The organism is Streptomyces sp. bgisy027 (assembly GCF_057710365.1).
Genome location: NZ_JBYIVZ010000042.1, coordinates 38,578 through 63,973, shown reverse-complemented (window position 1 = coordinate 63,973; position 25,396 = coordinate 38,578). Strand labels below are relative to the sequence as shown.

Here is a 25,396-nt window from a genome sequence, read left to right as displayed (position 1 = left end):
GCAGCTCAGCAGTCGGTGTCGGGCTCCCCGGCCGTGAGGTGGTACGGGGCGCGCTCGTCGAGGAGCAGCGGGACGAGGGCGCGCAGGGACTGGCGGAGCGGGACATAGGTGCCGTGGGTCCGTACTCCGTGCAGGGCCAGTTCGTCCTTCACCCGGGCGTACTGGTCGTCGGTGAGCCGGTAGCCGCAGGGCGGGTCCTGGATCACCTCCGTGGTCTCGGGCGGGTCGTTGTCGGCTCCGCCCACGTACACGGGCCCGGTGTCGGCATAGCCGGTCAGGCGGGCCAGGCCGGTCGCCGCCTCGATCCGGCCGCGCCGGTCGTCGGTGAAGTCGAGCAGGCCGCCCAGCGCGGCGAGTTGGGAGTGCACCCGGCGCCGGTTGTTCAGGGCCTCGTCGGCCTTCTCCGCCTCGGTGAGGGGGTCGACGCGGCTCTCGATGAGCAGGCCGACCGAGTGCTTGACGCCGGACATGTTCCGCAGGATGCGTTCCTGGCCGTCACCGGCGACCTGCCGGATCGGATCGCCCGTCTCGGGGTCGGTCCAGATGCCGTAGGTGCCGGTCGAGTAGCCGCTGTCCGCTGCGGCCGGGCGGACGTACGACTCGGACAGGGCCCGCGCCTCGTCGTGGACGTCGCCGTCCGTGTTGAGGTTGCGGGGCCACAGGTCGAACAGGTCCTTGTCGTAGTACGGGGGTGTGGCGCCGTACTCGTGCAGGTCGTAGATGACGTCGGGCCGGCGGTCGCGGACGAGGGCGGCCAGGGCGCGTCCCTCGGCGGTCGCCAGCGCCAGGTGGTCGCGGTTGATGTCGATCCCGTCGCTGTTGCCGCGTGTGTCGGCGGCCCGGCCGTCCGGGTTGGCGGTGGGCACGACCAGCAGGGTGGTGCGCTCCAGGAAGCGCCGGGTCTGCCGGTGCTTGGCGTAGGCGAGGTCGCGGACGGTGGACAGGCACGCCTCACGGCCGGAGGGTTCGTCGCCGTGCTGGCTGCACACGAGGAGCACCTTGTTCGCCGTGGGGCGTTCGCCGATCCGGACCAGTTGGAGGGGGCGGCCCTGCTTGGTCGTCCCGATCCGGTCGACGGAGACCCGGCTGCTCGCCCTGTCGACGGCGGCCAGGAAGTCCTGTTCCTCGGGCTGGCTTGTCCAGCGGGCCCCGTTCGTCTGCTCGAAGCCGGTGCGGGGCGCGGAGTCGGCTGCTTGGGCGGGCACGGTCACCAAGGACGCGGCGAGGGCCGCCGCCGTCAGGGTGAGGGCTCGGACGCGGTTCACCGGGCTCCCTCCGGGATGCGGTGGGCGGGTCGCGGCGCGCTCGTCACGCCGTCGAGGGGCTCGGCCGCGGGTGCGGCCGACGGGGCGCCTGCGGTGGCGCGTGCGAAGGCGCCGGCGCCGCCGACCAGCGGGACGCGGGCCTTGGTGCGGGAGAGGTCGAGGGTGAGGGTCGGCCTGGTCGACGGCGGGTCGATGAGGTCCTTGTCCGTACCCGCGACGATCAGCGCCAGGCGGTGACCGGCCGGCACGACGTGGTCGGTGGCGGCCAGGTCGAGGGTGATCGTGTACGCCTTGCCCGGGGTGAGCGGTACGCCCTGGCGGTCCGAGGCGTGGTTGCCGAGGTCGGCCCAGCCGCGGCTGACGACCGTGTGGTCGACGTCGGCGGTCCTGGCCTTCGTCTCCTTGAAGCAGGCACTGTCGCCCGAGGTGCTCGCGCCCCAGCAGGTGCGGTCGGTGAGCGTGGTGATGCCCTCGCCGCTCGCCGCGTAGTCGCGGATGGTGTCGGGGCCGAGGTCGACCAGGACGGCGGAGAGATGGGCCGTCGAGGTGGACGGGGTGGCGGTGACGGTGACCTCGGAGGAGCCGGACAGGCGCAGGTCCCGGGTGAGCGGGCCGGTCGTGAAGCCCACCTTGTCCGGGGTGGGCGCGTCGATCCGCGTGGCCCAGTCGGTCTCGCTGCGCTGCGGGTCGTCGGTGAAGGTCTCGGTGCCCTTGCCCCGGCGCAGGCCGAGGGTGCCGACGCCGGCCTCGGTGCCCTTGGCGGGCCGCAGGGTGGCGGTGCCGGTGCCGCGCGGCGGCCAGAGAGCGGAGGTGACCCACTGGTCGGGGTGGCGCTCGATGTCGGCCATCGGCTCGCGGTCGATGCCGTTGTCGTAGCCGAGGAGTTCGTGGTCGAACCAGCGGTGCAGGGTCTTGACCCAGTCGGCGCGGCGGAAGTCGAAGGGGTCGACGTGACCGGTCTGGGAGAGCCAGATCTTGCGCTCGACGCCGTTCTTCGCGAGGGCGTCCCACCACTGGCCGAGGTGCTTCATCCGGACGTTGAGGTCCTGCATGCCGTGGATCGCGAAGACGCTGGCCTTCACCTTGCGGGCGTCCTTGACGTAGTCGCGCTCGGTCCACAGCGGCGTCCAGTCGCCGGTGCGCGGGGCGCCGTCGACGAGCATCTGCTGGACGGGGCCGCACCTGGCGCGGGCGTCGGGGCTGTCGACGTAGTCGGAGAGCCAGTCGGGGCCGGAGTCGTAGAGCGGGGCGCCCTGCTGGAAGTAGTAGTCGTACCAGGAGGAGATGGCGCTGATCGGGACGATCGTCTTCAGTCCCTTGACGCCGGTCGCGGCGACGCCGTTGGCGATGGTGCCGTCCCAGCTCTTGCCGATCATGCCGGTTCTGCCGTTGGTCCAGGTCGCCTTGGCGGTGGTGGTGCCGGTGCGGGTCGTGTACGCCTTCGCGCGGCCGTTCAGCCAGTCGACGACGGCCTTGGCGGAGAGGATGTCGGAGCGGCCCCCGACGTCCACGCAGCCGTCGGAGCGGTTGGTGCCGGCGAGGTCGACCCCGACGAACGCGTAGCCGCGGGGCACGAAGTAGTTGTCGTAGTACAGCGGCGCCTGGACCAGGTTGCCGCTCGCGTCGTACGTCTTCCTCTGGCTCTCGTTGCCGCGTCCGCAGCAGGAGTAGTACGGGCTGGCGTCCATGACGACGGGCACCTTGCGGCCCTCGGCGGCCGCTTCGCGGGGCCGGACGATGTCGGTGGCGACGCGGTCGTGGCTGCCGTCGCCGTCGAGGTCGAGTCCGGTGTCCACCCAGACGGCCTCGCGGACGGCGTTGTCGTAGGAGTAGACGGGTGTGCTCTCCTGCGGGCCACTCGCCCCGGGGCCGGCTTGTGCCGTCGTGGGCACGAGGAACATGGCCATCAGGGCGGCTGCGGCCGTCGTCGCGAGCGGTCTCCAGATCGTGAAGCGCGTGCGTTTCGGCATGCGCGGACGGTACATCGGTCAACTCCTGTGCAGAAGAGGGCGACTGACGCCGTATGAGGCCACGGATGGCCGATAAACACCCTTGCGGCGGATCCACTCATGTCGGCCGAATGGCGATCGTGTGACACGGGTGGTCATGGACACGCAGGAGGCACAGGTACTCAATAGGCTCCGGACAGACTCCACCCCCTACGACTTGGAGCTTTCGTGCACCGCAGAATCATGGCGCCGGGCGCACTGGCTGCTGCCTCGCTGATGCTGGCGATCCCGGCGTCGGCGGCGAGCGTCTCCCCCGGAGCCCCGGGCATCGGCGACCCCTACTACCCGGCCTACGGCAACGGCGGCTACGACGTCTCCCACTACGACCTCCGGCTGAAGTACCAGCCGGCCACGGACGAGCTGGAGGGCACGGCGACGCTGCTGGCGAAGACCACGCAGGACCTCTCCCGGTTCAACCTGGACTTCCTGCTGGACGTCAGCGAGGTGCGGGTGAACGGTGCGAAGGCGTCGTTCACGACCTCGGGCGAGCACGAGCTGGAGATCACGCCGAACAAGGCGCTGGCCGAGGACACGTCCGTCACCGTCGTCGTGCGCTACCGCGGGGTGCCGTCGACGAAGGAGGCGTACGGCTTCAACGCGTGGCTGCGCACGTCGGACGGCGGTGTCGCCGCGGGTGAGCCCGAGGGGGCGTGGTGGTGGTTCCCGAGCAACGACCACCCGCTCGACAAGGCGACGTACGACGTGTCGGTGCAGGTGCCGAACGGTACGCAGTTCATCTCCAACGGGACGCTGCAGTCGACGAGTTCGCGGGCGGGATGGACCCGTTACAACTGGCGTTCCAACAAGCCGCAGGCCACCTATCTGGCCACGTTCGCGGCGGGCCGCTTCGACATCACCACGGGGACGTCCGAGAGTGGAATTCCGGTCATCAACGCCTACAGCAAGGATCTCGGCGAGCGGACCGGGGCGGCGCGGGCGAGCATCGAGCGGACCGGTGAGATCGCCGACTGGCTGAGCGAGTACTTCGGGCCGTATCCGTACAACGCGCTCGGCGGGTATGTGCCGAACACGAACACCGGGTACGCGCTGGAGACGCAGACCCGGCCGTTCTACAGCCCTTCGAACTTCGCGAACGGGTCGAACACCTCCGTCGTCGTGCATGAGCTGGCCCACCAGTGGTGGGGCGACCTGGTGTCCGTGAAGAAGTGGAAGGACATCTGGATCAACGAGGGCTTCGCGCGGTACGCGCAGTGGCTGTGGTCCGAGCACGAGGGTGAGGGGACGGCGCAGGAGATCGCCGACCACGTGTACGCGTCGCGGGCGGCCGGCGACGCGTTCTGGTCGGTCGAGCCCGGGGACCCGGGGCCGGCCAACCAGTTCCACATCGCCGTCTACGACCGGGGGGCGCTGGCGCTTCAGGCGTTGCGCAACGAGATCGGGGACGACGCGTTCTTCGCGATTCTGAAGGGGTGGCCGCAGAAGTACGCCTATGGCAACGCCTCGGTGGCCGACTTCGTGCGGTACGCGGAGGAGGTGTCGGGCAAGCCGCTGGCCGCGCTGTTCGACACGTGGCTGTTCCAGCCGTCGAAGCCGACGGCGGGCACGGCGCGGAGTGCGTCCATCGCCAAGTCGGGGGTGGTGCAGCCGAAGTCGTGGAAGAAGATTGCTGCGACCAATGGTGTGCACGAGCATTGAGTCGCCACTGCAGGTGCCGTGTTGTGTCGTCGGGCGACCGCGGGTGCGTTGTGGTCGATCGCGCCCACGCGGCGGAGCCGCATATCGATACAGCCCCGCGCCCCTCAGGGGGTTGCGGTGAGCCGGAGTAGTGCCTTGAGGTCCATCGCGTTCGTTTCTGTCGACGGGATCGTGCAGGCGTGGGCGCCCGCGATCGTGCCGTACAGGGTGCTGCGGGCCGGGGTCTCCCGGTTGAGCCAGGCGTAGAGGAACGCGGCGGCGAAGGCGTCGCCCGCGCCGTTGGAGTCCACCACCGGCGCGGGCGGGGTCGCCGCCGGCACGTGGGTCAGCTCGTCGTCGGCCAGGAGGTACGCGCCCTTCGCGCCCGCCGTGGCCACGACCACCTCGGCCCGGCCCCGGTCGGCGATGCGGCGCATCGTGCGCTCGGGGTCGGCAAGGGCGGTGGCGGACAGGAAGACCACGTCCGCGGCCTGCGCGAAGGGCTCGTGGTACGGGTTCTCGCCGTCCCAGTCGTGCAGGTCGGTGGAGAGCGTCGCGCCCGACTCGCGCAGGAGGGGCAGGGCGTGGGCGCAGGGCTGGGTGATGGCGACGTGGACGTGGCGGCTCGCGCCGGCCAGGGCCCGCACCGTCGCCTCCGGGAGACGGTCGTCGGCGTGGCCGCGGCTGGTGTCGTACAGCGACAGCCTTCTGCCGTCGGGGCTCACGAGGTTGACGGCCCGCTTCGTCCCCGCGGGCTGCGGGATCGCGGTCAGGGCGATGCCCTTCTCGCGGTGCAGGGCACGGACCAGGTCGCCCTCGGGGTCGTCGCCGAGCATGTCGAGGTGGTGGACCCGCAGGCCGAGCGCGGTCAGGCCCAGGGCGACGAAGTCGCCGGTCTGCCCGGCGCGGGTGCGGATGCCCGAATCGATCATGTAGCTGTCGGCGTACGGCAACGGCAGCTGCGGCACGTACACGATGGTGTCGACGCCCGCCCCGCCCAGCACGAGCACGTCGATGTCGCGGCTCAACTCCGGCCCTCCCCATGGTCGTAGACCGTCACGGCGACGGGACGCCCCGCTGAAGGAGCGGGCCGTCTCGCCGCGGTCCACCCGGTTGGTGGTCACGTGATGGTCGCACGTGGCCGGTCGCGCAGTTCCCCGCGCCCCTTTGGGGCGCATCCGCCGCCGGGGCTACTGCGTGAGCTCGGCCAGTTCCTGGTCCTCCGTGCGGTTCACGCGGCGGCGGGCGGCGTACCAGCCGGTGACCGGCATCGCGGCGATCACCGGGATGAGGAGGAGGGTCTTGCGGCCGACCTCGGGGTCGTTCCACATCATGCCGAGGCAGGCGAGCAGGAAGACGATCGTGGCTGTCTCGGTGACCGGGCTGCCGGGGAGGCGGAAGGACGGGCGGTCCAGCAGGCCGGCCCTGGCGCGGCGGACGGAGATCAGGTGGCAGACCATGATGATCACCCAGGTGGAGATGATGCCGAGGGACGCCACGTTCAGCACGATCTCGAAGGAAGATGCCGACGCACATGAAGCCGACGAGCGTGGCGACCTTGATGATCGCGAACCAGAACTCCATCTCGCCGAAGATCTTCACCGAGATCAGGTTCACGGCCGGCACGACCGCGAGCGCGATGAGGGCCAGCACCCACTGCGGGATGTCGGTGAACAGGCTCCAGTGGTGCGTGTAGAGCGCGATCGCGGTGATGTCGGCGATGCCGGTCGTCGACCAGTTCAGGAAGTACATCCAGCCGGCGACATAGGCACCCTTCTCACCGAGGAACTCACGCGCGTACGACACGAACGAGCCGGACGAGGGGCGGTACAGGACAGGCACAGTCCAAGGGGCCGCCTTCCCCCATGGGACGCGCCTCATGCGATGGCCTGCGTCACAGAGCATTACTTCTCACACAGCCGTCCCACTGGTCCCGGCAGGTGTCACAGCAGTGGTGAGACAGCGATACTGCTGCACATGACGACCGGCACCGAGGAACCGACCCAGCCCACCCTCACGATCGACGAACTGGCCGCGCGCGCCGGGACGACGGTCCGCACGGTGCGGTTCTACGGCACCAAGGGCCTGCTGCCGCCGCCGGTGATCGGCCCGCGCCGGGTGGGGCACTACGGGCGCGAGCACCTGGCCCGGCTGGCGCTCATCGAGGAGCTTCAGCAGCAGGGCATGACGCTGGCGGCGATCGAGCGGTATCTCCAGCAGCTGCCGCCCGATCTGGACGCCCACGATCTCGCCCTGCACCGGGCGGTGGTGGCTTCCTGGGCGCCGGAGACCGTGGAGACGGTGTCGCGGGAGGAGCTTGAGCGGCGGGCGGGGCGCGCCCTCGGCGACGACGACCTGGAGCGGCTGGCCGCGATGGGCGTGGTCGAGGCCGGTCAGGGCGACGGCGAGTACCGCGTGGACCTGGGGCTGCTGCGGCTCGGCGTCGGGCTGCTGGACGTACCGCTCTCCCAGGACGCGATCCTCGCGTCACGCACGGTCCTCATCGAGCACTCGCGGGCGGCGGCGCACGAGCTGTCGCAGCTCTTCCGCGGCGAGGTGTCGGAACGCGACGCGCAGGACGTGAAGTCGCTGTCCGCCTACATGCAACCCGTCATCGTGCAGGCCCTGCTGACGACCTTTCAGCGATCCCTGCGCGAGGAGCTGCGGCAGTGGCTGGGCGGCGGCTCAGAGGAACGCGGATCCGCCTGACACGTTGAGCGTCTGCCCGGTGAGGAAGCCGCTGCCCTCGTCGACGACGTAGAGCAGCGTCGACACCAGGTCGGACGGCTCCTGGGTCCGGGGCACGGCCTGCCGCTCGCGGACCGACTCGAAGCCGCCGCCCGCGCCCACCGTGCGCTCGGCCGTCGCCGTGCGGACCATGCTCGGCGCGATCGCGTTGACCGTGATGCCGCTCGGCGCGAGGGCCGCCGCGAGTGCCCGGGTGAAGCCGATCAGGCCCATCTTCGAGGCGACGTACGGGACCATCGTGGGCGGTGCGGTGAGGACGGCCGCCGAGGCGATGTTGACGACACGGCCCCACCCGGCGGCTTTCAGGTAGGGCAGCGCGACGCGGGTCACCAGGAACGGCGCCTCCAGGTTGACGCGCATGATGCAGCGCCACTCCTCGACCGAGGTCTCCTCGAAGGGCTTCGCCGGGTACACGCCCGCGTTGTTGACGACGACGTGCAGCGTGCCGAAGCGGTCGATGACACGCTCCAGGCCGCGTCGGACCTGGGTCTCGTCGGTGACGTCGGCAGTCAGTTCCACGTAGTCGAGAATCCTTCCCGCGGTCTCCGGCTGGGGGACGAGGTCCAGGCCGGCGACCCGGTAGCCGCGCCCCGCGAGCGCGACGGCGAACTCCTGTCCGAGGCCCTGTGCCGCTCCGGTCACCAGGGCGGTACGCGTCTCCATGGGGCGAGTGTGATGACCCGTCAGCGGTCGGGCAAGGGCGCATTCCACTCGCCGGAACGCCGTTGTTGCCGCCCGGCCCGGCCGGGCCGACGCTGCGGGACGACGCCTCAGCGCCACCGCCGACGCCGCCCCGGCGCAGGCCGTACGTACGGGAGCCGTGCCCGATGACCGATACCGAGCGTGCCGTGGACGACGCCTCGCACGCCCCGCGCGCCCGTGAGAGGGACGGCCGGAAACAGTGGCCGGGTCGGCGCGGGCCGGGGCGGGACGAGCTCGGTGTGCTGCTGGTGCTGGCGCTGCTCGTGGCCGGGATCGGCATTCCGTACCCGGACTTCCTCGACAGCGGCAACCTGCTCTCCACCGCGCACAACTCGGTCTACATCTCCTTGATGGCGTGCGGGATGGTGTTCGCGCTCGCCATGCGCGAGGTCGACCTGTCGGTGGGCGGCGGCTATGCGATGTGCCTGGTCGTCGGGGCGCTGCTGGTGCGCGAGGGCGTGCCGCCCTGGCTGGCCGTGCCGGTGGTCCTGCTCACCGGGATCGTGCTGGGCGTGTTCAACGCGCTGGTCACCACGCTGCTCGCGCTGCCGTCGTTCATCGTCACCCTGGGCACGCTGATGCTGTACCGGGGCGTCGGGCTGGCGCTCGCCGACGGCAGGCAGATCACCGATCTGCCGCTGGACGACTCGTTCTTCACCTTCGCGGGCGGCGATCCCGGCGGGGTGCCGTTCGCCCTGTGGGTGCTGCTGACGGTGGTCGTCGTGCTCGCCGTGGTGCTGGCCCGCACCCGGTTCGGGGCACGGGTGCGGGCGATCGGGTCCAATCCGGACGCCGCCGCGTTCAGCGGCATCCCCGTCGTCCGCACCCGGATCCAGGCACTGGCGCTGTCCGGGTTCACCACCGCCTGCGCCGCCGCGCTCGCCCTCGCCTTCTACGGCGCCGGCGACCCCACCCTGGGCCAGGGCTACGAATTGCAGGCCATCGCCGCGTGCATCATCGGCGGCACCCCGCTGGCCGGCGGACGCGGCTCGGTGGTCGGTGCGGTGGCCGGCGCGATGATCCTCTCGGTCGTGGCCGCCGGACTCGTGTTCTTCGAAGTCCCCATCAACTGGACGTCGTTCGCGACCGGCGGGGTGATCCTCGTCGCGGTCGCGGCGGACAGCGCCCTGCGCCGCAGCGGACGCCGTCGCGAATGAGCCTGGAGGCCGTGATGCAACCCCGATTCCGTACGGTGGCCGCCGCGCTGGTGCTGCTCACCGCCGTCGGCTGCGGCGACAGCGGCCCCGGCGAGGGCGACCGGCTGGACATGGGCATCGCCGTCGCCAACATCTCCCTGAACTTCGCCCACGAGATGGTGCTGGGCGCGCAGAGCGCCGCCGAGAACGCGGGCGACGTCGACTTCAAGGCCGTCGGCCCGCCCAACACCGACGGACCGGCCGAGGTGCAGTTGTTCCAGAACCTCACGACCCGCGCCAAGGACGGCATCGTCCTGGAGAACCTGGACCCGCCGATCTTCACGCGCCCCGCCGCCCGGGCCGTCGACCGGGGCATCCCGATCGTCGCCCTGGACACCGCGCCCACCGAGGGCAGCAAGGTCACCTTCTACGTCGGCAACGACAACCACGCGCTCGGCGAGCTCATGGCGAAGGAGGCCCTGAAGCGGCTCGGCGACGACCCGGAGGGCGAGATCGTCATCGGCGTGCCCAACCCCGGCACGCCCGTACTGGACAGCCGGGCCAAGGGGATCGCCGACACCTTCGCGAAGGAGGCGCCGGGCGTGAAGGTACTCGGCCCCTTCCAGACGTACAGCGATCCCGGGCAGAACCACAGCTCCTGGTCGGCGCAGGTGAACGCGCACCCGGACGCGCTCGCCTTCCTCGGCGTCGGTGACGCCGACAGCTACAACCTCGCCAAGATCAAGAAGGCGAAGGGCGGGAAGTGGCTGACCGCCGGTTTCGATGTCGATCCCAAGACGCTCGAAGCGGTCGAGGACGGCTCGAACTTCGTCACCATCGACCCGCAGCACTTCCTCAAGGGCTACCTGTCCACGGCGATGCTGATCGAGTCGGTGCGCGAGAAGGACGGCAAGCTGCCCGACGGCTGGTTCCTCTCCCCCGGCGGCGTCGTCGACTCCGGCAACATCGACGAGATCATCGCCCGGCAGAAATCGGCGAAGGCGGCCTACGACTGGTACCGGCCGGCGATCGACGAGCTGCTCGGCGACCGGGCGGGCAACATGCACCCGCTCGGGGACGCCCGCTGAGATGACATACGACGACGTCCTCGTGGCGCAGGGGCTGGTCAAGTCCTACGGCGGTGTACGGGCGCTGGACGGGGCCGGCATCCGGCTGCGGGGCGGTGAGGTGCACGCGCTGGTCGGGGAGAACGGCGCGGGCAAGTCGACGCTGGTGCGGATCCTGTCGGGGACGCGGGCGGCGGACGCGGGTGCCGTGCGCACGGCCCCGGGGACCCGGATCGGCGTGGTGTCACAGGAGTTGAGTCTCTTCCCGGACCTCACGGTGCGGGAGAACCTCTTCCCGCACCGGCCACCGCGCCGGCACGGCCTGCTCGACCGCGCCGCCATGGACCGGGCGGCCCGGCCCGTCCTCGACGAGCTGGGGCTCGACGTCGACCTCGATGCACGGCTGGATGAACTCCCGCTCGCCGACCAGCAGTTGACGGAGATCACCCGGGCTCTGCTGCGCGACCCCGGGCTCCTCGTCCTCGACGAGCCGACCTCGGCGCTCCCGGCCGCCGCCGTCGACCGGCTCGAACGGGTCCTGCACGCCCTCACCGGACGCGGGATCGCCGTCCTGTACGTCACCCATTTCCTGGCCGAGGTGATGCGGTTCGCGCACCGGGTCACGGTCCTGCGCGACGGGCGGGTCGCGCTGGCGGGGGTGCGCCGGCAGGAGGTCGACGTGCCCGAGCTGGTGGCCACGATGCTCGGCGGCCGTCCCGAGCAGCCGGAGCGCCGGGCCCGGACCGTGGTCGATGCGGCGCCGCCGGTGGCACTGTCGCAGGTGAGCGTGGAGGGCAGGCTGGCGGACGTGACGTTCACGGTGCGGGCCGGCGAGGTGGTGGGGGTCGCCGGGCTGCAGGGTGCCGGGCATCTCGACGCGCTGGAGGTGGTGTGCGGCCGTACGGCCGTCTCGGCGGGCCGGGTGGACGTCGGCGGCCGTGGTCTGCCGCACTCGCTGCGGGACGCGATCCGCGCGGGCGTCGCTTTCGTGCCGAGCGACCGCAAACGGTACGGGCTGATGACGGACCGCATGGTGTGGGAGAACGTCACCGCGGTGAGCTGGCTGGGCCCGGGGCGTGGGGGCGTCATGCCGTCACGGGCCGAACTCGTGCGTCGTACGGCCGAGTTGACGGAGCGGCTCCGGCTGCGCGGCGGCCCGTACGACGTGGTGGCCCGGTTGTCCGGCGGCAACCAGCAGAAGGTCGTCTTCGCCAAATGGCTGGCGACCGAGCCCAGGATCGTGGTGCTGGACGATCCGACGCGGGGCGTGGACGTCGGCGTGCGGGGCGAGATGCACCGCATCATCGGCGAGCTGGCGGCGGGTGGGGCGGCCGTGCTGATCGCCTCGACGGATCTCGCGGAGCTGACGGAGGTCTGCGACCGGGTGCTGGTGTTCGTGCGCGGGCAGGTCATCGGTGAGGTGAGCGGGAGCCGGCTGACGGAGCGCTCGCTGGCGGTCGCGATGCAGCGGCCGGGTCGCGGCTGAGGCGGACGGGCCCCGCACGTGTCGTCAGTGGCGACGGCGTCACGCGCTGCCCTATCTCGGAGACCTGCACGACGCCACCCAGGAGAACGTGCACCTGGCCGTCCCCGACGGCACCGACACCCTGTTCCTGGAGAAGGTCACCGGCCGCCGTGCCACGCCCATCGTGTCCCGCACCGGGGGCCGGCTGCCCGCCCACTGCACCGCCACCGGCAAGGTGTTCCTCGGCCTCGAACCAGGACACGGTGTCGTCGAAGTTCCAGATGCAGCCGTTCTCGGTGCCCGATCCCGAGGCGGAGAGGGACCTCGGTCCGGTATCCCCGCCCCACCCGTCCTGGTCGGTCGCCCGCAGGTACATCCGGGCGCCGTGCGCGTCGGCGTTGGTGTCGCGGACGTTCACCTTGGCGTAGTACCGCCCGCCGGACAGGCTGACGGTGCCCCAGGCGTGCACGCCCGCGGGGCGCCCTGGGTGTACTGGAGGTCCCGGCCCGACGCGGCGTTGGCGGTGCCCGCCGAGACACCGGCGGAGAGTGCGGACCCGGCGGCGGCCACTCCGACTGAACGCGTGATCCCCGCTCAGGCCGACAGCGCCCGGGTCAGTGCCCGTGCCGCCGCGCACACCCGGGCGCCGATGCGGTCCACGTCGAGCCGGCGGGTGCCGCCGGTGACGGAGATCGCGGCGATGGGGCGGGAGTCACGGCCGCGCGCGTAGACCGGGGCGGCCACGGCCGAGACGCCGACCTCGGCCTCCTCCAGGTTGACGCCGAAGCCGCGGGCCCGGGTCAACGCCAGGTCGCGGGCGAGCTGGCCGGGCAGGACGAGGGTGCGCGGGGTGAGGCGGGGCAGGGCGCGGTGCGGTGGACGGCGGTCCTCGGCGAGGGCGAGGAACACCTTGCCGGTGGCGGTGCAGTGGGCGGGCAGCCGGCCCCCGGTGCGGGACACGATGGGCGTGGCACGGCGGCCGGTGACCTTCTCCAGGAACAGGGTGTCGGTGCCGTCGGGGACGGCCAGGTGCACGTTCTCCTGGGTGGCGTCGTGCAGGTCTCCGAGGTAGGGCAGCGCGGCGTCGCACAGCTCGCGCACGGACGGCGCCGACTGGCCGAGGACGAAGAGGCCGAGCCCGATGCGGTAGGTGCCCTCGGGTGTGCGCTCGACGAGGCCGAGCCGGACCAGCTCCCCGATCAGTCGGTGCGCGGTCGGCTTGGGCAGCCCGGTGCGCAGGGCGAGTTCGGCGAGGGTGAGGGCGGTGTCGGAGCCACCGCAGGCGCGCAGCAGCAGGGCGCCGCGCGCGAGCACGGACTTGGGCAGCGGGCCGTCCGTCATGGACCGATGGTGGGGGCTCGGGGGTGCGGTGACAAGGTGCGGGTGCCTGTGAGTCGCCGTCACGCGCGCAGCGGTACGTCGACCAGCAGCGGTCCGCTCAAGCGGCCCGCGCCGCCTACCAGTTCGCGCAGGTGGGCCGCGCTCCGGGCGCGTACCGCGTCGACGCCGAAGAAGCCGGCGGCACGGGTGAAGTCCAGCTGCCCGAGGTCGGTGCCGGGGCAGACGCCCTTGCCGCCCATCGCCTCGTAGGTGTCCTGGAGGGTGCGGTAGGCGCCGTTGCCCATCACCACGAACAGCACGGGAACGGCCTGCCGTGCCGCGCTCCACAGACCCTGGAGGCCGAACAGGGCGCCGCCGTCGCCGAGGACGGCGACCACGGGCCGGCCGGGTTCGGCGAGTGCGCGGCCGACGGCGGCGCCGATGCCCCAGCCGAGTCCGCCGCCGACGGTGTGGGTGTAGCTGCCGGATCGCTCCAGGCGCATCATGCGGCGTAACAACAGGCCGACGGTGATGGCCTCTTCGACGACCACGGCATCGGGCGGCAGGCCGGCGGCCACGGCATGCGCGGCGGCCCAGGGGGCGAGCGGGGCCGGGGAGTAGGCGGCGCGGGCGGCGGCCTCGGCGCGGTCGCGCTCGACGGCGTGCCGTTCGCCCGCGCGCCGGATGCGGCCCTTGGCGGTGTGCTCGGGGACACGGTCCGCCAGCAGCGTGGCGAGCCGGTGCAGGGAGGGGCCGAGAGCGCCGACGAGCCCGGCGTCGGCAGGGAAGTTGCGGCCGATCTCCTCCGGGTCGGAGTCGAGCTGTACGACGGTGAGGCCGGGCGGCAGCGCGGGGCCGGGAGTGTAGTGGTGCGGGGTGAAGGCGTGGGCGCCGGCGATGAGCACGGTGTCGTGGGCGGCGAGCGCGGAGCGGATGGCGTCGTGGCGCGGCGGCAGCATCCCGGCGTACAGGGGGTGCGTGGTCGGGAAGTTCAGGCCGTCGCTCATCGGCTGGTGAAAGACGGTCGCACCGCAGGCCTCCGCCGTGCGCACGAGCGCGCCGAGCGCGTCCTCGCGGCCCACGCCGTCGCCCGCGACGATCGCCGGGCGGGCCGCGTCGCCGAGCAGGAGGGCCGCGCGTTCCAGACCGGGGGCGGGTCCCTGGGCGGGTGCGGGGGTGCGGGCCGGGACCTCGATCTCGGTGTCCTCGGCGAGCAGGTCCATGGGGACGGAGAGGAACACCGGCCCGGCGGGCGGCCGTACGGCGAGCGCGAAGGCCCGGCGCAGGGCGAGCGGCAGGTCATGGGCGTGCCGGAGGTCGTACGCCGCCTTGACCGCAGGGGCCGCCAGGGCCGTCAGGTCGCCGGCGAGCATCGGGTCCTGCTGGAGGTGCCGGCGGTCCTGCTGGCCGGCCGTGACCACCAGCGGGGTGCGGGAGCGGCGGGCGTTGAGCAGGCCGATCAGGCCGTTGGCGAGACCCGCCGCGATGTGCAGGCTGACGAACGCGGGGCGGCCGGTGCCGCGCGCGTAGCCGTCGGCCATCGACACGACGGCGCCCTCGTGCACGCCGAGGACATAATCGGGCGCGTCGGCGGTCTCCGACAGCGCTGCCAGGAAGGGCAGTTCGGTCGTGCCGGGGTTGCCGAAGACGCGGTCCACGCCCTCGCCGCGCAGGATGTCCAGCAGGGCGAGGGCGGGGCGGGATCCCATGGGGGCTCCTCGGGGAAGGGGACCGGTGCGGGAGGACGGTTCGTCCGCCAGCTTCGGTGCCCCGTTCCCCGGGGAGCAAGGTCGGCGTGTCGCTGAACGGTATGGGGCGCTGCGGCGTCAGTCGCCGAAGGTCTCCCCGTTCTGCGCCTTCTCCACCAGCAGCGCGGGCGGCGTGAACCGCTCTCCGTACGTCTGCGCCAGCTCACGTGCACGTGCCGTGAAGCCGGCGACTCCGCCCTCGTAGCCGTTGATGTACTGCAGGACACCGCCCGTCCAGCCGGGGAAGCCGATGCCGAGGACGGAGCCGATGTTGGCGTCGGCGACGGAGGTGAGGACCCCCTCCTCCAGCAGCCGGACCGTGTCCAGGGCCTCGGCGAAGAGCATGCGTTCCTGCATGTCGCGGAACGGGATCTGCGCGCCCTCACGGGTGAAGTGCTCGCGCAGGCCCGGCCACAGGGCGGCCCGCTTGCCGTTCTCGTCGTAGTCGTAGAAGCCGGCTCCGCCGCTGCGGCCGGGGCGCTCGAACTCGTCGACCATGCGGTCGATGACGGCCTCGGCGGGGTGCGCCGCCCAGGTACCGCCCGACTCCTGCACGGCCCGCTTGGACTCGTTGCGGATCTTGCGGGGCAGCGTGAGCGTGAGTTCGTCCATCAGGGACAGGACCTTGGCGGGGTAGCCCGCCTGGGCCGCCGCCTGCTCGACCGACGCGGGCTCGATGCCCTCGCCGACCATCGCCACGCCCTCGTTGATGAAGTGGCCGATGACGCGTGAGGTGAAGAAACCGCGGGAGTCGTTGACGACGATCGGCGTCTTGTTGATCTGCCGGACCAGGTCGAACGCGCGGGCCAGCGCCTCGTCGCCGGTCCGCGCGCCCTTGATGATCTCGACGAGCGGCATCTTGTCGACGGGCGAGAAGAAGTGCAGTCCGATGAAGTCGGCCTGGCGCTCCACGCCTTCGGCGAGGACGGTGATCGGCAGGGTCGAGGTGTTGGAGCACAGCAGCGCGTCCGGCTCGACGATCCCCTGGATCTCCTGGAAGACCTTGTGCTTGAGCTCCGGGTTCTCGAAGACGGCCTCGATCACCGCGTCGCAGCCGGCCACGTCCTGCGGGTCGCCGGTCGGCGTGATGCGGGCGAGCAGCGCGTCGGCCTTCTCCTGCGTCGTACGGCCCCGGGAGACCGCCTTGGCGCACAGCTTCTCCGAGTAGGCCTTGCCCTTGGCGGCGGCCTCAGCCGACACGTCCTTGAGGACGACGTCGATGCCCGCGCGGGCGCAGGAGTAGGCGATGCCGGCGCCCATCATGCCGGCGCCCAGGACGGCGACCTTGCGGACCTTGCGGGGCTCGATGCCCCCCGGGCGGTTCGCGCCGGAGTTGACGGCCTGGAGGTCGAAGAAGAACGCCTGGATCATGTTCTTCGAGGTCTGGCCCGCCGCCAGCTCCACGAAGTAGCGCGCCTCGATGACCTGCGCGGTCTCGAAGTCGACCTGGGAGCCCTCGACGGCGGCCGCGAGGATGTTGCGCGGAGCCGGGTAGGGCGCACCGGCAGTCTGCTTGCGCAGGCTGGCCGGGAAGGCGGGCAGGTTCGCGGCGAACTTGGGGTTGGCGGGCGTGCCGCCGGGGATGCGGTAGCCCGGCCTGTCCCAGGGCTGCTGCGACTCGGGGTGGGCCTCGATGAACGCGCGTGCCTTGGCGAGCAGTTCGTCCTGCGTGGTGGCCACGTCGTCGATCAGGCCGTTCTGCAGGGCGCGCTGCGGGTTGTACTGGGTGCCCTGGAGGAGGACCTTCAGCAGGGCGTCGGCGATGCCGAGGAGTCGGACGGTGCGGACGACGCCGCCGCCGCCCGGCAAGAGACCGAGGGTGACCTCGGGGCAGCCGATCTTGGAGCCGGGCGCGTCGAGGGCGACGCGGTGGTGGCAGGCGAGGGCGATCTCGTAGCCGCCGCCCAGGGCCGCGCCGTTCATCGCGGCGACGACCGGCTTGCCCAGGGTCTCGATGCGGCGCAGCTGGCGCTTGATGGCCATGCCGCCCTCGAAGAGGTCCTGCGCGGTCTCGGGGGTGACCCGGATGAGGTCGCGCAGGTCGCCGCCGGCGAAGAAGGTCTTCTTGGCGGAGGTGATGATGACACCGCGGATGGTGTCCTTCTCCGCCTCCAGCCGGTCCGTGACCACGGCGAGCGAGTCGCGGAACGCCTGGTTCATGGTGTTCGCGGACTGGTTCGGGTCGTCCAGGACGAGGGTGACGACGCCGTCGCGGTCCTGTTCCCAGCGGATGGTGGTGGATTCAGTGCTCATGTGGAGGTGCTCCGTGTGATCCGTCGGGAGGGGGTCAGATGCGCTCGACGATGGTGGCGATGCCCATGCCGCCGCCGACGCAGAGCGTGGCGAGGCCGTACCGCTTGTCCTGGCGCTCCAGCTCGTCGACGAGCGAGCCGAGGATCATGGCGCCGGTCGCGCCGAGCGGGTGGCCCAGCGCGATGGCGCCGCCGTTGACGTTGACCTTGTCCAGGGACAGTCCCATGTCCTTGACGAAGCGCAGGACGACCGCCGCGAACGCCTCGTTGATCTCGACGAGGTCGATGTCGTCGATGGTCAGGCCGGCCTTCTTCAGGGCCTTGCGGGTGGCGGGCGCCGGGCCGGTGAGCATGATGGTGGGCTCGGAGCCGGAGACGGCGGCGGAGACGATCCGGGCGCGCGGGGTGAGACCGCCTCGCTCGCCGGCCTCCTTGTTGCCGATGGCGACCAGGGAGGCGCCGTCGACGATGCCGGAGGAGTTGCCCGCGTGGTGGACGTGGTCGATCTTCTCGACCCAGTGGTACTTCTGCAGCGCGACGGCGTCGAAGCCGCCCAGGTCGCCGATGTCCGCGAAGGACGCCTTCAGCCCCGCGAGGGAGTCGGCGGTGGTGCCGGGGCGCATGTGCTCGTCGTGATCGAGGACGACCAGGCCGCTGCGGTCCCTGACCGGGACGACGGACCGGTCGAAGCGGCCCTCCTTCCAGGCCGTGGCCGCCCGCTCCTGGGAGAGCGCCGCGTACTCGTCGACGTCACGGCGGGAGAAGCCCTCGATGGTGGCGATGAGGTCGGCGCCGATGCCCTGCGGCACGAAGTTGGTGGCGAGGTTGGTCATCGGGTCGTTGAACCAGGCGCCGCCGTCGGAGGCCATCGGCACCCGGGACATCGACTCGACGCCGCCCGCGAGGACGAGGTCCTCGAAGCCCGAACGGACCTTGGCGGCGGCCATGTTGACGGCCTCCAGGCCGGAGGCACAGAAGCGGTTCTCCTGGACGCCCGCGACCGTGTCCGGCAGGCCGGCGGCGATGGCGGCGATACGGGCGATGTCGGAACCCTGGTCGCCGACCGGGCCGACGACGCCGAGCACGATGTCGTCGATCTCCGCCGGGTCCAGGCCGGGGAAGCGGTCACGGATCTCGTGGATGAGTCCTACGACCAGGTCGATGGGCTTGGTGCCGTGCAAGGAGCCGTTCGCCTTGCCGCGGCCGCGCGGGGTGCGGATCGCGTCGTACACATACGCTTCGGTGCTCACTGGAAAGCCTTTCAACGAGGGTTAGCCGAGCAGGGAACGACCGATGATCTCCTTCATGATCTCGGTCGTCCCGCCGTAGATGGTCTGGATGCGGCCGTCGGTGAAGGCCTTGGCGACGGGGTACTCGCTCATGTAGCCGTAGCCGCCGTGCAGTTGCAGACAGCGGTCGGCGACGCGCTTTTGGAGTTCGGTCGCCCACCACTTGGCCATGGAGGCGTGGACGGCGTCGAGTTCCCCGTTGGCGTGGTCCTCGATGCAGCGGTCGAGGAAGGTGCGGGTGACCGCGCACTCGGTGGCCATCTCGGCCACCTCGAAGCGGATGTGCTGCTTGGTCGCCAGCGGCCGTCCGAACGCCTCGCGCTCCTTGACGTACTCGGTGGTGATCTCCAGCAGGTGCTCGGCGGCGGCGATCGCGGCGACGGCGATGCTCAGGCGCTCCTGCGCGAGGTTCGTCATCAGGTGCACGAAGGCGCCGTCGAGGTCACCGAGGAGGTTGGCCTTGGGCACCTTGACGTCGTGGAAGAACAGCTCGGCGGTGTCCTGCGACTTCTGGCCGATCTTGTCGAGGTTGCGGCCGCGTTCGAAGCCTTCCATGCCCCGCTCGACGACGAGCAGCGAAAGGCCGCGCGCGCCGCCCTCGGGCGTGGTCTTCGCCACGACGATCACCAGGTCGGCGAGGATGCCGTTGGAGATGAACGTCTTGGAGCCGTTCAGCACCCAGTGGTCGCCGTGGTCCTCGGCCTGGGTGCGGATGCCCTGGAGGTCGGAGCCGGCACCGGGTTCGGTCATGGCGATGGCGGTGATGACCGAGCCGTCGCAGAAGCCGGGCAGCCAGCGGCGCTTCTGCTCGTCGGTGGCGAGGCTCGTCAGATAGGGGCCGATGATGTCGTTGTGCAGGCCGAGGGCGAGGCCCGGGGCGCCCGCGCGGGTGAACTCCTCGGCGAGGACGGCGCTGTAGCGGAAGTCGTCGGTGCCGCCGCCTCCGTACTCCTCGGGCACGGCGAAGCCGAGCAGGCCCTGCTTGCCGGCCGCGCGCCAGGCGTCGCGGGAGACGATGCCGTCCTTCTCCCACTGCTCGTAGTGCGGCAGCACCTCCCGGTCCAGGAAGCTGCGCACGGTCGCGCGGAACGCGTCGTGCTCGGGGGCGAAGATCTGCCGCTTCATTCGGGGCCCTTCGTGGGTTGCTGGTGCTTCGCAAGGTCGGGTACGTCCCAGTCGCGCGCCACGTCGGCGGTGTCCGCGCCGGGCTGGGCCGGGCCCGTCCGCACGGCCGTCGGGGTCGCGGAGAACCGGGGCGCCGGGGCGGGCTGGATGGTGCCGCCGTGGTCGGTGAAGGTGCCGCGGGCGGCGAGGTGCGGGTGCCGCGGGGCCTCGCGCAGGGACAGGACGGGGGCCACACAGGCGTCGGAGTCCTCGAAGACGGCCGTCCACTCGTCCCTGGTGCGGGACTTGAAGCGGGCGGCGACGGCGTCGCGCAGCTCGCCCCAGCGGGAGAAGTCCTTGCGGGCGGAGGCGAAGTCCTCGACGCCGAGCAGGCGGAGGAACTCGTCGTAGAACTGCGGTTCCAGGGCGCCGACCGCCATGTACCGGCCGTCGGCGGTCTCGTAGGTGCCGTAGTACGGGCAGCCGCCGTCCAGGAGGTTGGCGCCGCGCCGGTCCTGCCAGCCGCCGGCCGCGAGCATGCCGTGGATCATCGCGGAGAGGTGGGAGGTGCCGTCGACGATCGCGGCGTCGACGACCTGTCCGGCGCCGGTGGCGCGCGCGTGGTGCAGGGCGGCGAGGACGCCGACGACGAGGTAGAGGGCGCCGCCCGCGTAGTCGCCGACCAGGTTGGCGGGGACGGCGGGTGGTTCGTCGGGGTCGCCGATCATGCCGAGGGTGCCGGTGACCGCGATGTACGCGATGTCGTGGCCGGCGCGCTCGGCGAGCGGTCCGTCCTGGCCCCAGCCGGTCATCCGGCCGTAGACCAGCGCCGGGTTGCGGGCGTGGCAGGCCTCGGGGCCGACGCCGAGGCGTTCGGCGACGCCGGGGCGGTAGCCCTCGATGAGGATGTCGGCACGGGCGGCGAGGTCGAGGACGCGCGCGGGGCCGTCCGGGGACTTCAGGTCGACGATCACCGAGCGCTTGTTGCGGTTGGTGATGTCGTACTCGGTGTCGATGGCCAGCCCGGTGCCGCCGGGCCGGTCGACGCGGACGACGTCGGCGCCGAGGTCGGCGAGGAGCATGGCGGCGAACGGGCCTGGCCCGATCCCGGCCAGCTCGACCACGCGCACGCCGGTCAGCGGGCCCTGTCCTGGCGTCGTCGCCATCCTGCCCCCAGGGGTTTGACACTACTGCTGTAACACCGGTGATGCTAAGAAAGTGTCCCGGCGGACACAAGAGCAAGCGCTTAGGAAGTTACTCGCCGGAAGCCTGACCGCGAACCCAACCGGCCAATCAGCGCGCGTCGAGCTCCACTGTCAGCCGCTTCGGCGCGATCGTGCCGTAGCTCTCCTCGCCCCAGTCGCACAGCAGGTCAGGGCGTGCGCGTGGGCCGCCGCGCCCTTGAGCTTCACGGTGACGCCCGTCGGACAGCTGCCGTCGCTGACGCCGAGGAAGACGAACACCTTCTTGCTGACCTTCACGACCGTCTCGCCCCGGGCTGTTTCGATATGCGGCTCCGCCGCGTCGCCTCGACCGCGCCGGGCATGCCGAGCGCGAACTCGCGCGCTTTTTCCCACTTCTTCAGGGCAGATCTGGGCACGGCCACCGCATACCTCCGGGCTCGTCGTCGGGCTCCGCACACCTCACGCTAGCCTCGGCCACCGACAACGGCGCGTGGTGCGGGACCGAGGGGTGTCATGAGCAGGCTGAGCAGGACGGACCGTCCGTACGACATCGTGCTCTTCGGAGCGACGGGCTTCGTCGGGGTACTCACCGCGGAGTACCTCGCGCAGAACGCGCCCGAGGACCTGCGCTGGGCGATCGCCGGGCGCAGCGCCGAGAAGCTTCAGCGGCTGCGCGAGTCGCTGCCGGGCGGCGAGGGGGTCGGGGTGCTGGAGGCGGACGTCGCCGATCCGGCCTCGATGCGGCGGCTCGCCGAGCAGGCGCGCGTGGTGGCCACGACGGTGGGCCCGTATGTGAAGTACGGCGGGGATCTCGTCGCCGCCTGCGCGGACACCGGCGCCGACTACCTCGACCTCTCCGGTGAGCCGGAGTTCGTGGACCTGACGTACGTCCGGCACGACGCACGCGCGCGTGAGACGGGTGCGCGGCTGGTGCACGCCTGTGGCTTCGACTCGATCCCGCACGACCTGGGCGCGTACTTCACCGTGCAGCAGCTGCCGCAGGACGTGCCGCTGGCGGTGGACGGGTACGTGACGGCCGACGCCACCTTCTCGGGCGGTACGTTCGCCTCGGCGCTCAACCAGTTCGCGCGCGGGCGCCGGATGATCGCCGCCGCACGCGACCGGGCCCGTCACGAGCCGCGTCTGATGGGGCGCAGGGCGCAGGCGCCGACCGGGGCGCCCCGGTTCGCGGGGGAGGTGGGCGCCTGGGCGCTGCCGCTGCCCACGATCGACCCGCAGATCGTCAAACGCTCGGCGCGCGCCCTGGACCGCTACGGTCCGGACTTCCGCTACCGCCACTACGCCGCCGTACGGACCCTTCCCGTCGCGGTCGGCGGGGTCGCGGCGATGGGCGCGCTCTTCTCGGCCGCCCAGCTGCCGCCGGCCCGGCGCTGGCTGTCGGACCGGCTCAAGCCCGGCGAGGGACCGGGGCCGGAGAAGCGCGCACGCAGCTGGTTCTCGGTCCGCTTCGTCGGCGAGGGCGGCGGCAGGCGCGTCTTCACGGAGGTCTCCGGAGGCGACCCCGGCTACGGCGAGACGGCGAAGATGTTCGCCGAGTCCGCCCTCTGCCTCGCCTTCGACGAACTGCCCCCGACAGCCGGCCAGGTCACCACGGCCGTCGCGATGGGCAACACCCTCATCGAACGCCTGCGCACGGCAGGCATCACCTTCAGGGTGGCCGCCACCCGCTGACCCTCTACAGCGGCCACCCGGCAATGGTGTAGATCATCCCCGCGATCCACCCCAGCCCGGCCAGGGTGGCCACCACCAGCGCAGCCGTCACGGCACGCTCAACGGGACGGTCGGGATCGGCGAGGGGCTTCGGGGAGCGGTGTGTCGTCATGCGCCCCACCCTGCCGATCGCCGCGGGGCGGCGGCATCCGTACGGGTACTCAGTCCCGGTACTCAGATCCCGCCGTGCCGCCCCGTCAGGGAGCCGCCTCCTTCAGCGCCTTCCGGCACAGCGAGTCCGCTCTGCGTGTGGTCTCCGGCAAGCGGTATCGCGGAGTCAGCGCCAGCGTATGGGCGCAGGCGTTGGCGAGGCTCACGCGGTGGCCCGCCGAGACGAAGACCGGCTTGACGGAGTCGCTGGTGCGCAGGGCCCGGCCGACCTCCTCGTCCGCTGCCAGGAGAGGGGTCCAGGAGCCGCGGGGGGCGGCGGGGGCGTCGTAGGTGAAGCTGAAGGGGTTCTTGGCGACGCCGATCGTGGGCAGGTCGGTGAGGACGCCGAGGTGGCTGGCGAGGCCGAAGCGGCGGGGGTGGGCCCGGCCGTAGCCGTCGCAGACGACCAGGCCGGGCGGGCACGGAAGGGCGTCGAGGGCGGCCAGCACCGTGGGGATCTCGCGGAAGGCGAGCAGACCCGGGACGTAGGGGAACGAGATCCGGCCGACTGCCGTGGCCTCGGCCACGACGTCGAGGGTCGCCGCGTCGAGGACGACCGCCGCCGCCGCGACCACGTCGTGCTCGTCGTCGTAGGCCACGTCCACGCCGGTCACGTGCCCGGATCCGGGCGGTGGCCCCGGCTCGTCGAGCACCACCCGCGCCCGCAGCTCGTCCTGGACGGCGCGGGCCTCCTCCTCGGTCGCGGGCCAGCCCGCGGGTATGCGTACGGTCGTCATGGTGGCAACGAGCCTAAGGGCCCCGCTGCAGGGGCCCCGCTGCAGGCTCGCGATCATGTTCGTGCTGGAGCCGACCTGCACCGCACCGCTCGGGGACGTCGACGCCGTGCTGGAGGCCCATGTGGCGTGGCTCGACGAGCAGTACGCGAAGGGGGACTCCTCGCCTCCGGACGGAACCACCCCCGCGACGGCGGGCTGATCCTCGCCGTCGCGCAGGACCGCGCCGCCATCGAGCGGATCGCCGCGTCCGACCCGTTCGTCGGCGCGGGCGTCTGCGTCTACCGCGTCACGGAGTTCGTCGCCACCAAGACGGCGCCGGAACCGGAGCGGTACTGCGAGGCGCTCCGGTGAGTATCACTTGCCCAGCGCCTGCTTGAGCCGGCCCTTGTTCATGTCCGAACGCCCGTGGATGTTGCGCTGCTTGGCCTCTTCGTACAGCTGGTCGTAGGTCGGCCCCCGCGAGCCCTTCCCGGAACGCTGCCCGCCCCGCCTGCCGGAGGACATGTCCTGGGTGGACGTACGGCCGGCGGTGCTCGACTCGCCCGACCGGGCACGCTCCTTGTTCACCGTCCGCGCGGCGATCTCCTCGGCGCGCGAGGTGCTCTCACCGCGGTCCTGGGCGCTCTTCTTGATGTGCTCGTACTGGCGTTCCCGCTTCGGGTTCGAACCGGCCGGCATGTGGATCACTCCTCTCGCCGTCCGCGTCCGGGTACCCACATTCCGGTTCAGCTCTCCAGCCGCGCGATGCGCCCCTTCTCCCCTGCGGCCCAGCACCCCGGGTCGGGCGTGCAGTCCACGGTGTCGTACGAGCCGCCGTCCACGGTCCGCCAGGTCCGGCCGCCGTCGGTCGTCAGGTCGGTGCCCGTCGGGCCGACCGCGAGGGCGGAGCTGCGGCTGTGCGGGAGCCAGGCCACGCCGGAGCGGTATGCGGGCACCGGCGTCACGGCGGACCGCCAGTTGGCGCCCCCGTCGCCGGTGCGGGCGGCTGCCTGCGGGGAGGCCTGGTCGGGGCGGTAGTCGCCACCGACGGCGAGACCGTGCGTGCGGTCGCGGAAGGCGAGCCCGAAGACACCTCGGGCCGGGTCGCCCGCCGGGATCGGCGTGTCGGCGGCGGTCCAGGTCAGCCCCCGGTCGGCGGAGTGCAGCACGCGCGCGCGTGCCGCCCCGCCGGTGGCCAGCCAGACGTCCTTCGGCCCGGAGGCGACCAGGCACTGCCCGCTCGCCGCGAACCCGGCCTCGCCCTGCTGCGCCGTCGGCATCCCGTCACTGGGGAGCACCTTCCAGGTACGGCCGCCGTCGCCGGTCGACAGGATGCGGAACCGGCCGTCGACCGGGTCGCTCATCGCCAGGCCGTGACGGCGGTCGAAGAAGGTGAGGCAGTCGTAGAAGGCCCGCGGATCGGTGTTGCGGAAGGCCTCGGTCCAGGTCGCCCCGCCGTCGTCCGTGCGGTAGACCCGGGACGCCTCGCCCTCCCCGATGGCCAGCACCACGGCACGCCGCGCGTCGAAGGCCTCGATGTCCCGGAACTGGAGGTCGGCCGCACCGGGCGGTGAGACGTTCCGCCAGCTCGCGCCGCCGTCGGTGGTGCGCAGCACGGTGCCGGCGGTCCCGGCCACCCATGCGGTGTTCCGGCTCACCGCGGACAGACCTCGCAAGCGCACCTCCGGCGTGCCGCTGTCCTTGAGCTCCCAGTGCGGCGCGTGCCGCACCGGCTCGCGCGTCTGCGCCGGTACGGCCGTCAGGGCGGCCGGCGCAACCCCGCACGCCACCACCGCGGCCACTGTCCGAAACGTACGCCCCACCCGTCGCGTGCTCCCCGAACGCCTCATGGCGGCCGAAGCTAGTCGACCACCC

Annotated in this window: 20 protein-coding genes and 4 pseudogenes; 8 read left to right on the top strand and 16 right to left on the bottom strand. The window is 72.0% G+C overall.

Going from position 1 to position 25,396, the window contains the following annotated elements; all coding sequences use genetic code 11:
* Positions 1–5: 5 nt before the first annotated feature.
* A complete protein-coding gene (locus tag AC3ETA_RS34445) occupies positions 6–1,265 on the bottom strand; it encodes a M14 family metallopeptidase (protein ID WP_432196817.1) in 1,260 nt (419 codons plus the stop codon).
* Positions 1,262–3,235, bottom strand: a complete 1,974-nt coding sequence (locus AC3ETA_RS34440) for a Xaa-Pro dipeptidyl-peptidase (RefSeq protein WP_432196816.1) — start codon at positions 3,233–3,235, stop codon at positions 1,262–1,264. The genes AC3ETA_RS34445 and AC3ETA_RS34440 overlap by 4 nt, the downstream gene beginning before the upstream one ends.
* 207 nt (positions 3,236–3,442) lie before the next feature.
* Between AC3ETA_RS34440 and AC3ETA_RS34435 the strand changes: the two genes are divergently transcribed.
* Positions 3,443–4,930, top strand: coding sequence for a M1 family metallopeptidase (locus AC3ETA_RS34435; RefSeq protein WP_432196815.1), 1,488 nt, complete (start codon positions 3,443–3,445; stop codon positions 4,928–4,930).
* A gap of 104 nt (positions 4,931–5,034) precedes the next feature.
* Here AC3ETA_RS34435 and AC3ETA_RS34430 read toward each other — a convergent pair whose 3' ends face one another.
* Together AC3ETA_RS34430 and AC3ETA_RS34425 are read right to left on the bottom strand one after the other, a co-directional pair.
* Positions 5,035–5,937 carry a PfkB family carbohydrate kinase gene (locus AC3ETA_RS34430; protein ID WP_432196835.1) on the bottom strand — a complete coding sequence of 301 codons (903 nt, stop codon included), beginning with the start codon at positions 5,935–5,937 and terminating at the stop codon, positions 5,035–5,037.
* A gap of 162 nt (positions 5,938–6,099) precedes the next feature.
* Positions 6,100–6,745: pseudogene (locus tag AC3ETA_RS34425) on the bottom strand (amino acid permease); the annotation flags it as partial.
* A gap of 141 nt (positions 6,746–6,886) precedes the next feature.
* Here AC3ETA_RS34425 and AC3ETA_RS34420 point away from each other — a divergent pair.
* Entirely contained in the window at positions 6,887–7,618 is a 732-nt protein-coding gene (locus AC3ETA_RS34420) for a MerR family transcriptional regulator (protein ID WP_432196814.1), read from the top strand.
* Here the strand turns inward: AC3ETA_RS34420 and AC3ETA_RS34415 are convergent.
* The gene (locus tag AC3ETA_RS34415) at positions 7,595–8,320 is read right to left on the bottom strand and encodes an SDR family NAD(P)-dependent oxidoreductase (RefSeq protein WP_432196813.1); all 726 of its coding nucleotides are present in this window, start codon (positions 8,318–8,320) and stop codon (positions 7,595–7,597) included. The two genes, AC3ETA_RS34420 and AC3ETA_RS34415, sit on opposite strands and share 24 nt — an antisense overlap.
* 164 nt (positions 8,321–8,484) lie before the next feature.
* Between AC3ETA_RS34415 and AC3ETA_RS34410 the strand changes: the two genes are divergently transcribed.
* The 4 genes and pseudogenes from AC3ETA_RS34410 to AC3ETA_RS34395 all read left to right on the top strand — a co-directional run.
* Positions 8,485–9,516 carry an ABC transporter permease gene (locus AC3ETA_RS34410; RefSeq protein WP_432196812.1) on the top strand — a complete coding sequence of 344 codons (1,032 nt, stop codon included), beginning with the start codon at positions 8,485–8,487 and terminating at the stop codon, positions 9,514–9,516.
* A 14-nt stretch (positions 9,517–9,530) separates the two neighbouring features.
* Positions 9,531–10,583 (top strand): sugar ABC transporter substrate-binding protein, encoded by a 1,053-nt coding sequence (locus AC3ETA_RS34405; protein ID WP_432196834.1) that lies wholly within the window; start codon positions 9,531–9,533, stop codon positions 10,581–10,583.
* A gap of 1 nt (position 10,584) precedes the next feature.
* On the top strand, positions 10,585–12,048 hold the full coding sequence (locus tag AC3ETA_RS34400; RefSeq protein WP_432196811.1) for a sugar ABC transporter ATP-binding protein: 1,464 nt from the start codon (positions 10,585–10,587) through the stop codon (positions 12,046–12,048).
* 46 nt (positions 12,049–12,094) lie between these two features.
* Positions 12,095–12,271 (top strand): annotated as a pseudogene (locus AC3ETA_RS34395) (IclR family transcriptional regulator domain-containing protein); the annotation flags it as partial.
* Positions 12,272–12,621: 350 nt separating this feature from the next.
* Here AC3ETA_RS34395 and AC3ETA_RS34390 read toward each other — a convergent pair.
* From AC3ETA_RS34390 to AC3ETA_RS34360, 7 genes and pseudogenes are all read right to left on the bottom strand, one after another.
* Entirely contained in the window at positions 12,622–13,368 is a 747-nt protein-coding gene (locus AC3ETA_RS34390) for an IclR family transcriptional regulator (protein ID WP_432196810.1), read from the bottom strand.
* A 59-nt stretch (positions 13,369–13,427) separates the two neighbouring features.
* Entirely contained in the window at positions 13,428–15,056 is a 1,629-nt protein-coding gene (locus AC3ETA_RS34385; RefSeq protein ID WP_432196809.1) for a thiamine pyrophosphate-binding protein, read from the bottom strand.
* Positions 15,057–15,173: 117 nt separating this feature from the next.
* Entirely contained in the window at positions 15,174–17,348 is a 2,175-nt protein-coding gene (locus tag AC3ETA_RS34380) for a 3-hydroxyacyl-CoA dehydrogenase NAD-binding domain-containing protein (protein ID WP_432196808.1), read from the bottom strand.
* 34 nt (positions 17,349–17,382) lie between these two features.
* Positions 17,383–18,597 (bottom strand): acetyl-CoA C-acetyltransferase, encoded by a 1,215-nt coding sequence (locus tag AC3ETA_RS34375; RefSeq protein WP_432196807.1) that lies wholly within the window; start codon positions 18,595–18,597, stop codon positions 17,383–17,385.
* Positions 18,598–18,618: 21 nt separating this feature from the next.
* On the bottom strand, positions 18,619–19,761 hold the full coding sequence (locus tag AC3ETA_RS34370; protein WP_432196806.1) for an acyl-CoA dehydrogenase family protein: 1,143 nt from the start codon (positions 19,759–19,761) through the stop codon (positions 18,619–18,621).
* On the bottom strand, positions 19,758–20,906 hold the full coding sequence (locus AC3ETA_RS34365) for a CaiB/BaiF CoA transferase family protein (protein ID WP_432196805.1): 1,149 nt from the start codon (positions 20,904–20,906) through the stop codon (positions 19,758–19,760). Before AC3ETA_RS34365 ends, AC3ETA_RS34370 begins: the two co-directional genes overlap by 4 nt.
* A 127-nt stretch (positions 20,907–21,033) precedes the next feature.
* Positions 21,034–21,346 (bottom strand): annotated as a pseudogene (locus tag AC3ETA_RS34360) (MmcQ/YjbR family DNA-binding protein).
* 91 nt (positions 21,347–21,437) lie between these two features.
* Here AC3ETA_RS34360 and AC3ETA_RS34355 point away from each other — a divergent pair.
* Positions 21,438–22,616: a saccharopine dehydrogenase family protein gene (locus AC3ETA_RS34355; RefSeq protein ID WP_432196804.1), complete on the top strand. Its 1,179-nt coding sequence runs from the start codon at positions 21,438–21,440 to the stop codon at positions 22,614–22,616.
* 4 nt (positions 22,617–22,620) lie between these two features.
* Here the strand turns inward: AC3ETA_RS34355 and mmpA are convergent, their stop codons facing one another.
* Entirely contained in the window at positions 22,621–22,767 is a 147-nt protein-coding gene (gene mmpA, locus AC3ETA_RS34350) for a morphogenic membrane protein MmpA (RefSeq protein WP_432196803.1), read from the bottom strand.
* A gap of 85 nt (positions 22,768–22,852) precedes the next feature.
* Positions 22,853–23,542, bottom strand: coding sequence for an endonuclease V (locus AC3ETA_RS34345; protein ID WP_432196802.1), 690 nt, complete (start codon positions 23,540–23,542; stop codon positions 22,853–22,855).
* 55 nt (positions 23,543–23,597) lie between these two features.
* Between AC3ETA_RS34345 and AC3ETA_RS34340 the strand changes: the two are divergent.
* Positions 23,598–23,893: pseudogene (locus tag AC3ETA_RS34340) on the top strand (YciI family protein).
* 3 nt (positions 23,894–23,896) lie between these two features.
* On the opposite strand, the gene AC3ETA_RS34335 reads toward AC3ETA_RS34340, so the two are convergent.
* Together AC3ETA_RS34335 and AC3ETA_RS34330 are read right to left on the bottom strand one after the other, a co-directional pair.
* On the bottom strand, positions 23,897–24,220 hold the full coding sequence (locus AC3ETA_RS34335) for a plasmid stabilization protein (RefSeq protein ID WP_432196801.1): 324 nt from the start codon (positions 24,218–24,220) through the stop codon (positions 23,897–23,899).
* A 47-nt stretch (positions 24,221–24,267) separates the two neighbouring features.
* Positions 24,268–25,371 carry a WD40/YVTN/BNR-like repeat-containing protein gene (locus tag AC3ETA_RS34330; protein WP_432196800.1) on the bottom strand — a complete coding sequence of 368 codons (1,104 nt, stop codon included), beginning with the start codon at positions 25,369–25,371 and terminating at the stop codon, positions 24,268–24,270.
* Positions 25,372–25,396 lie beyond the last annotated feature (25 nt).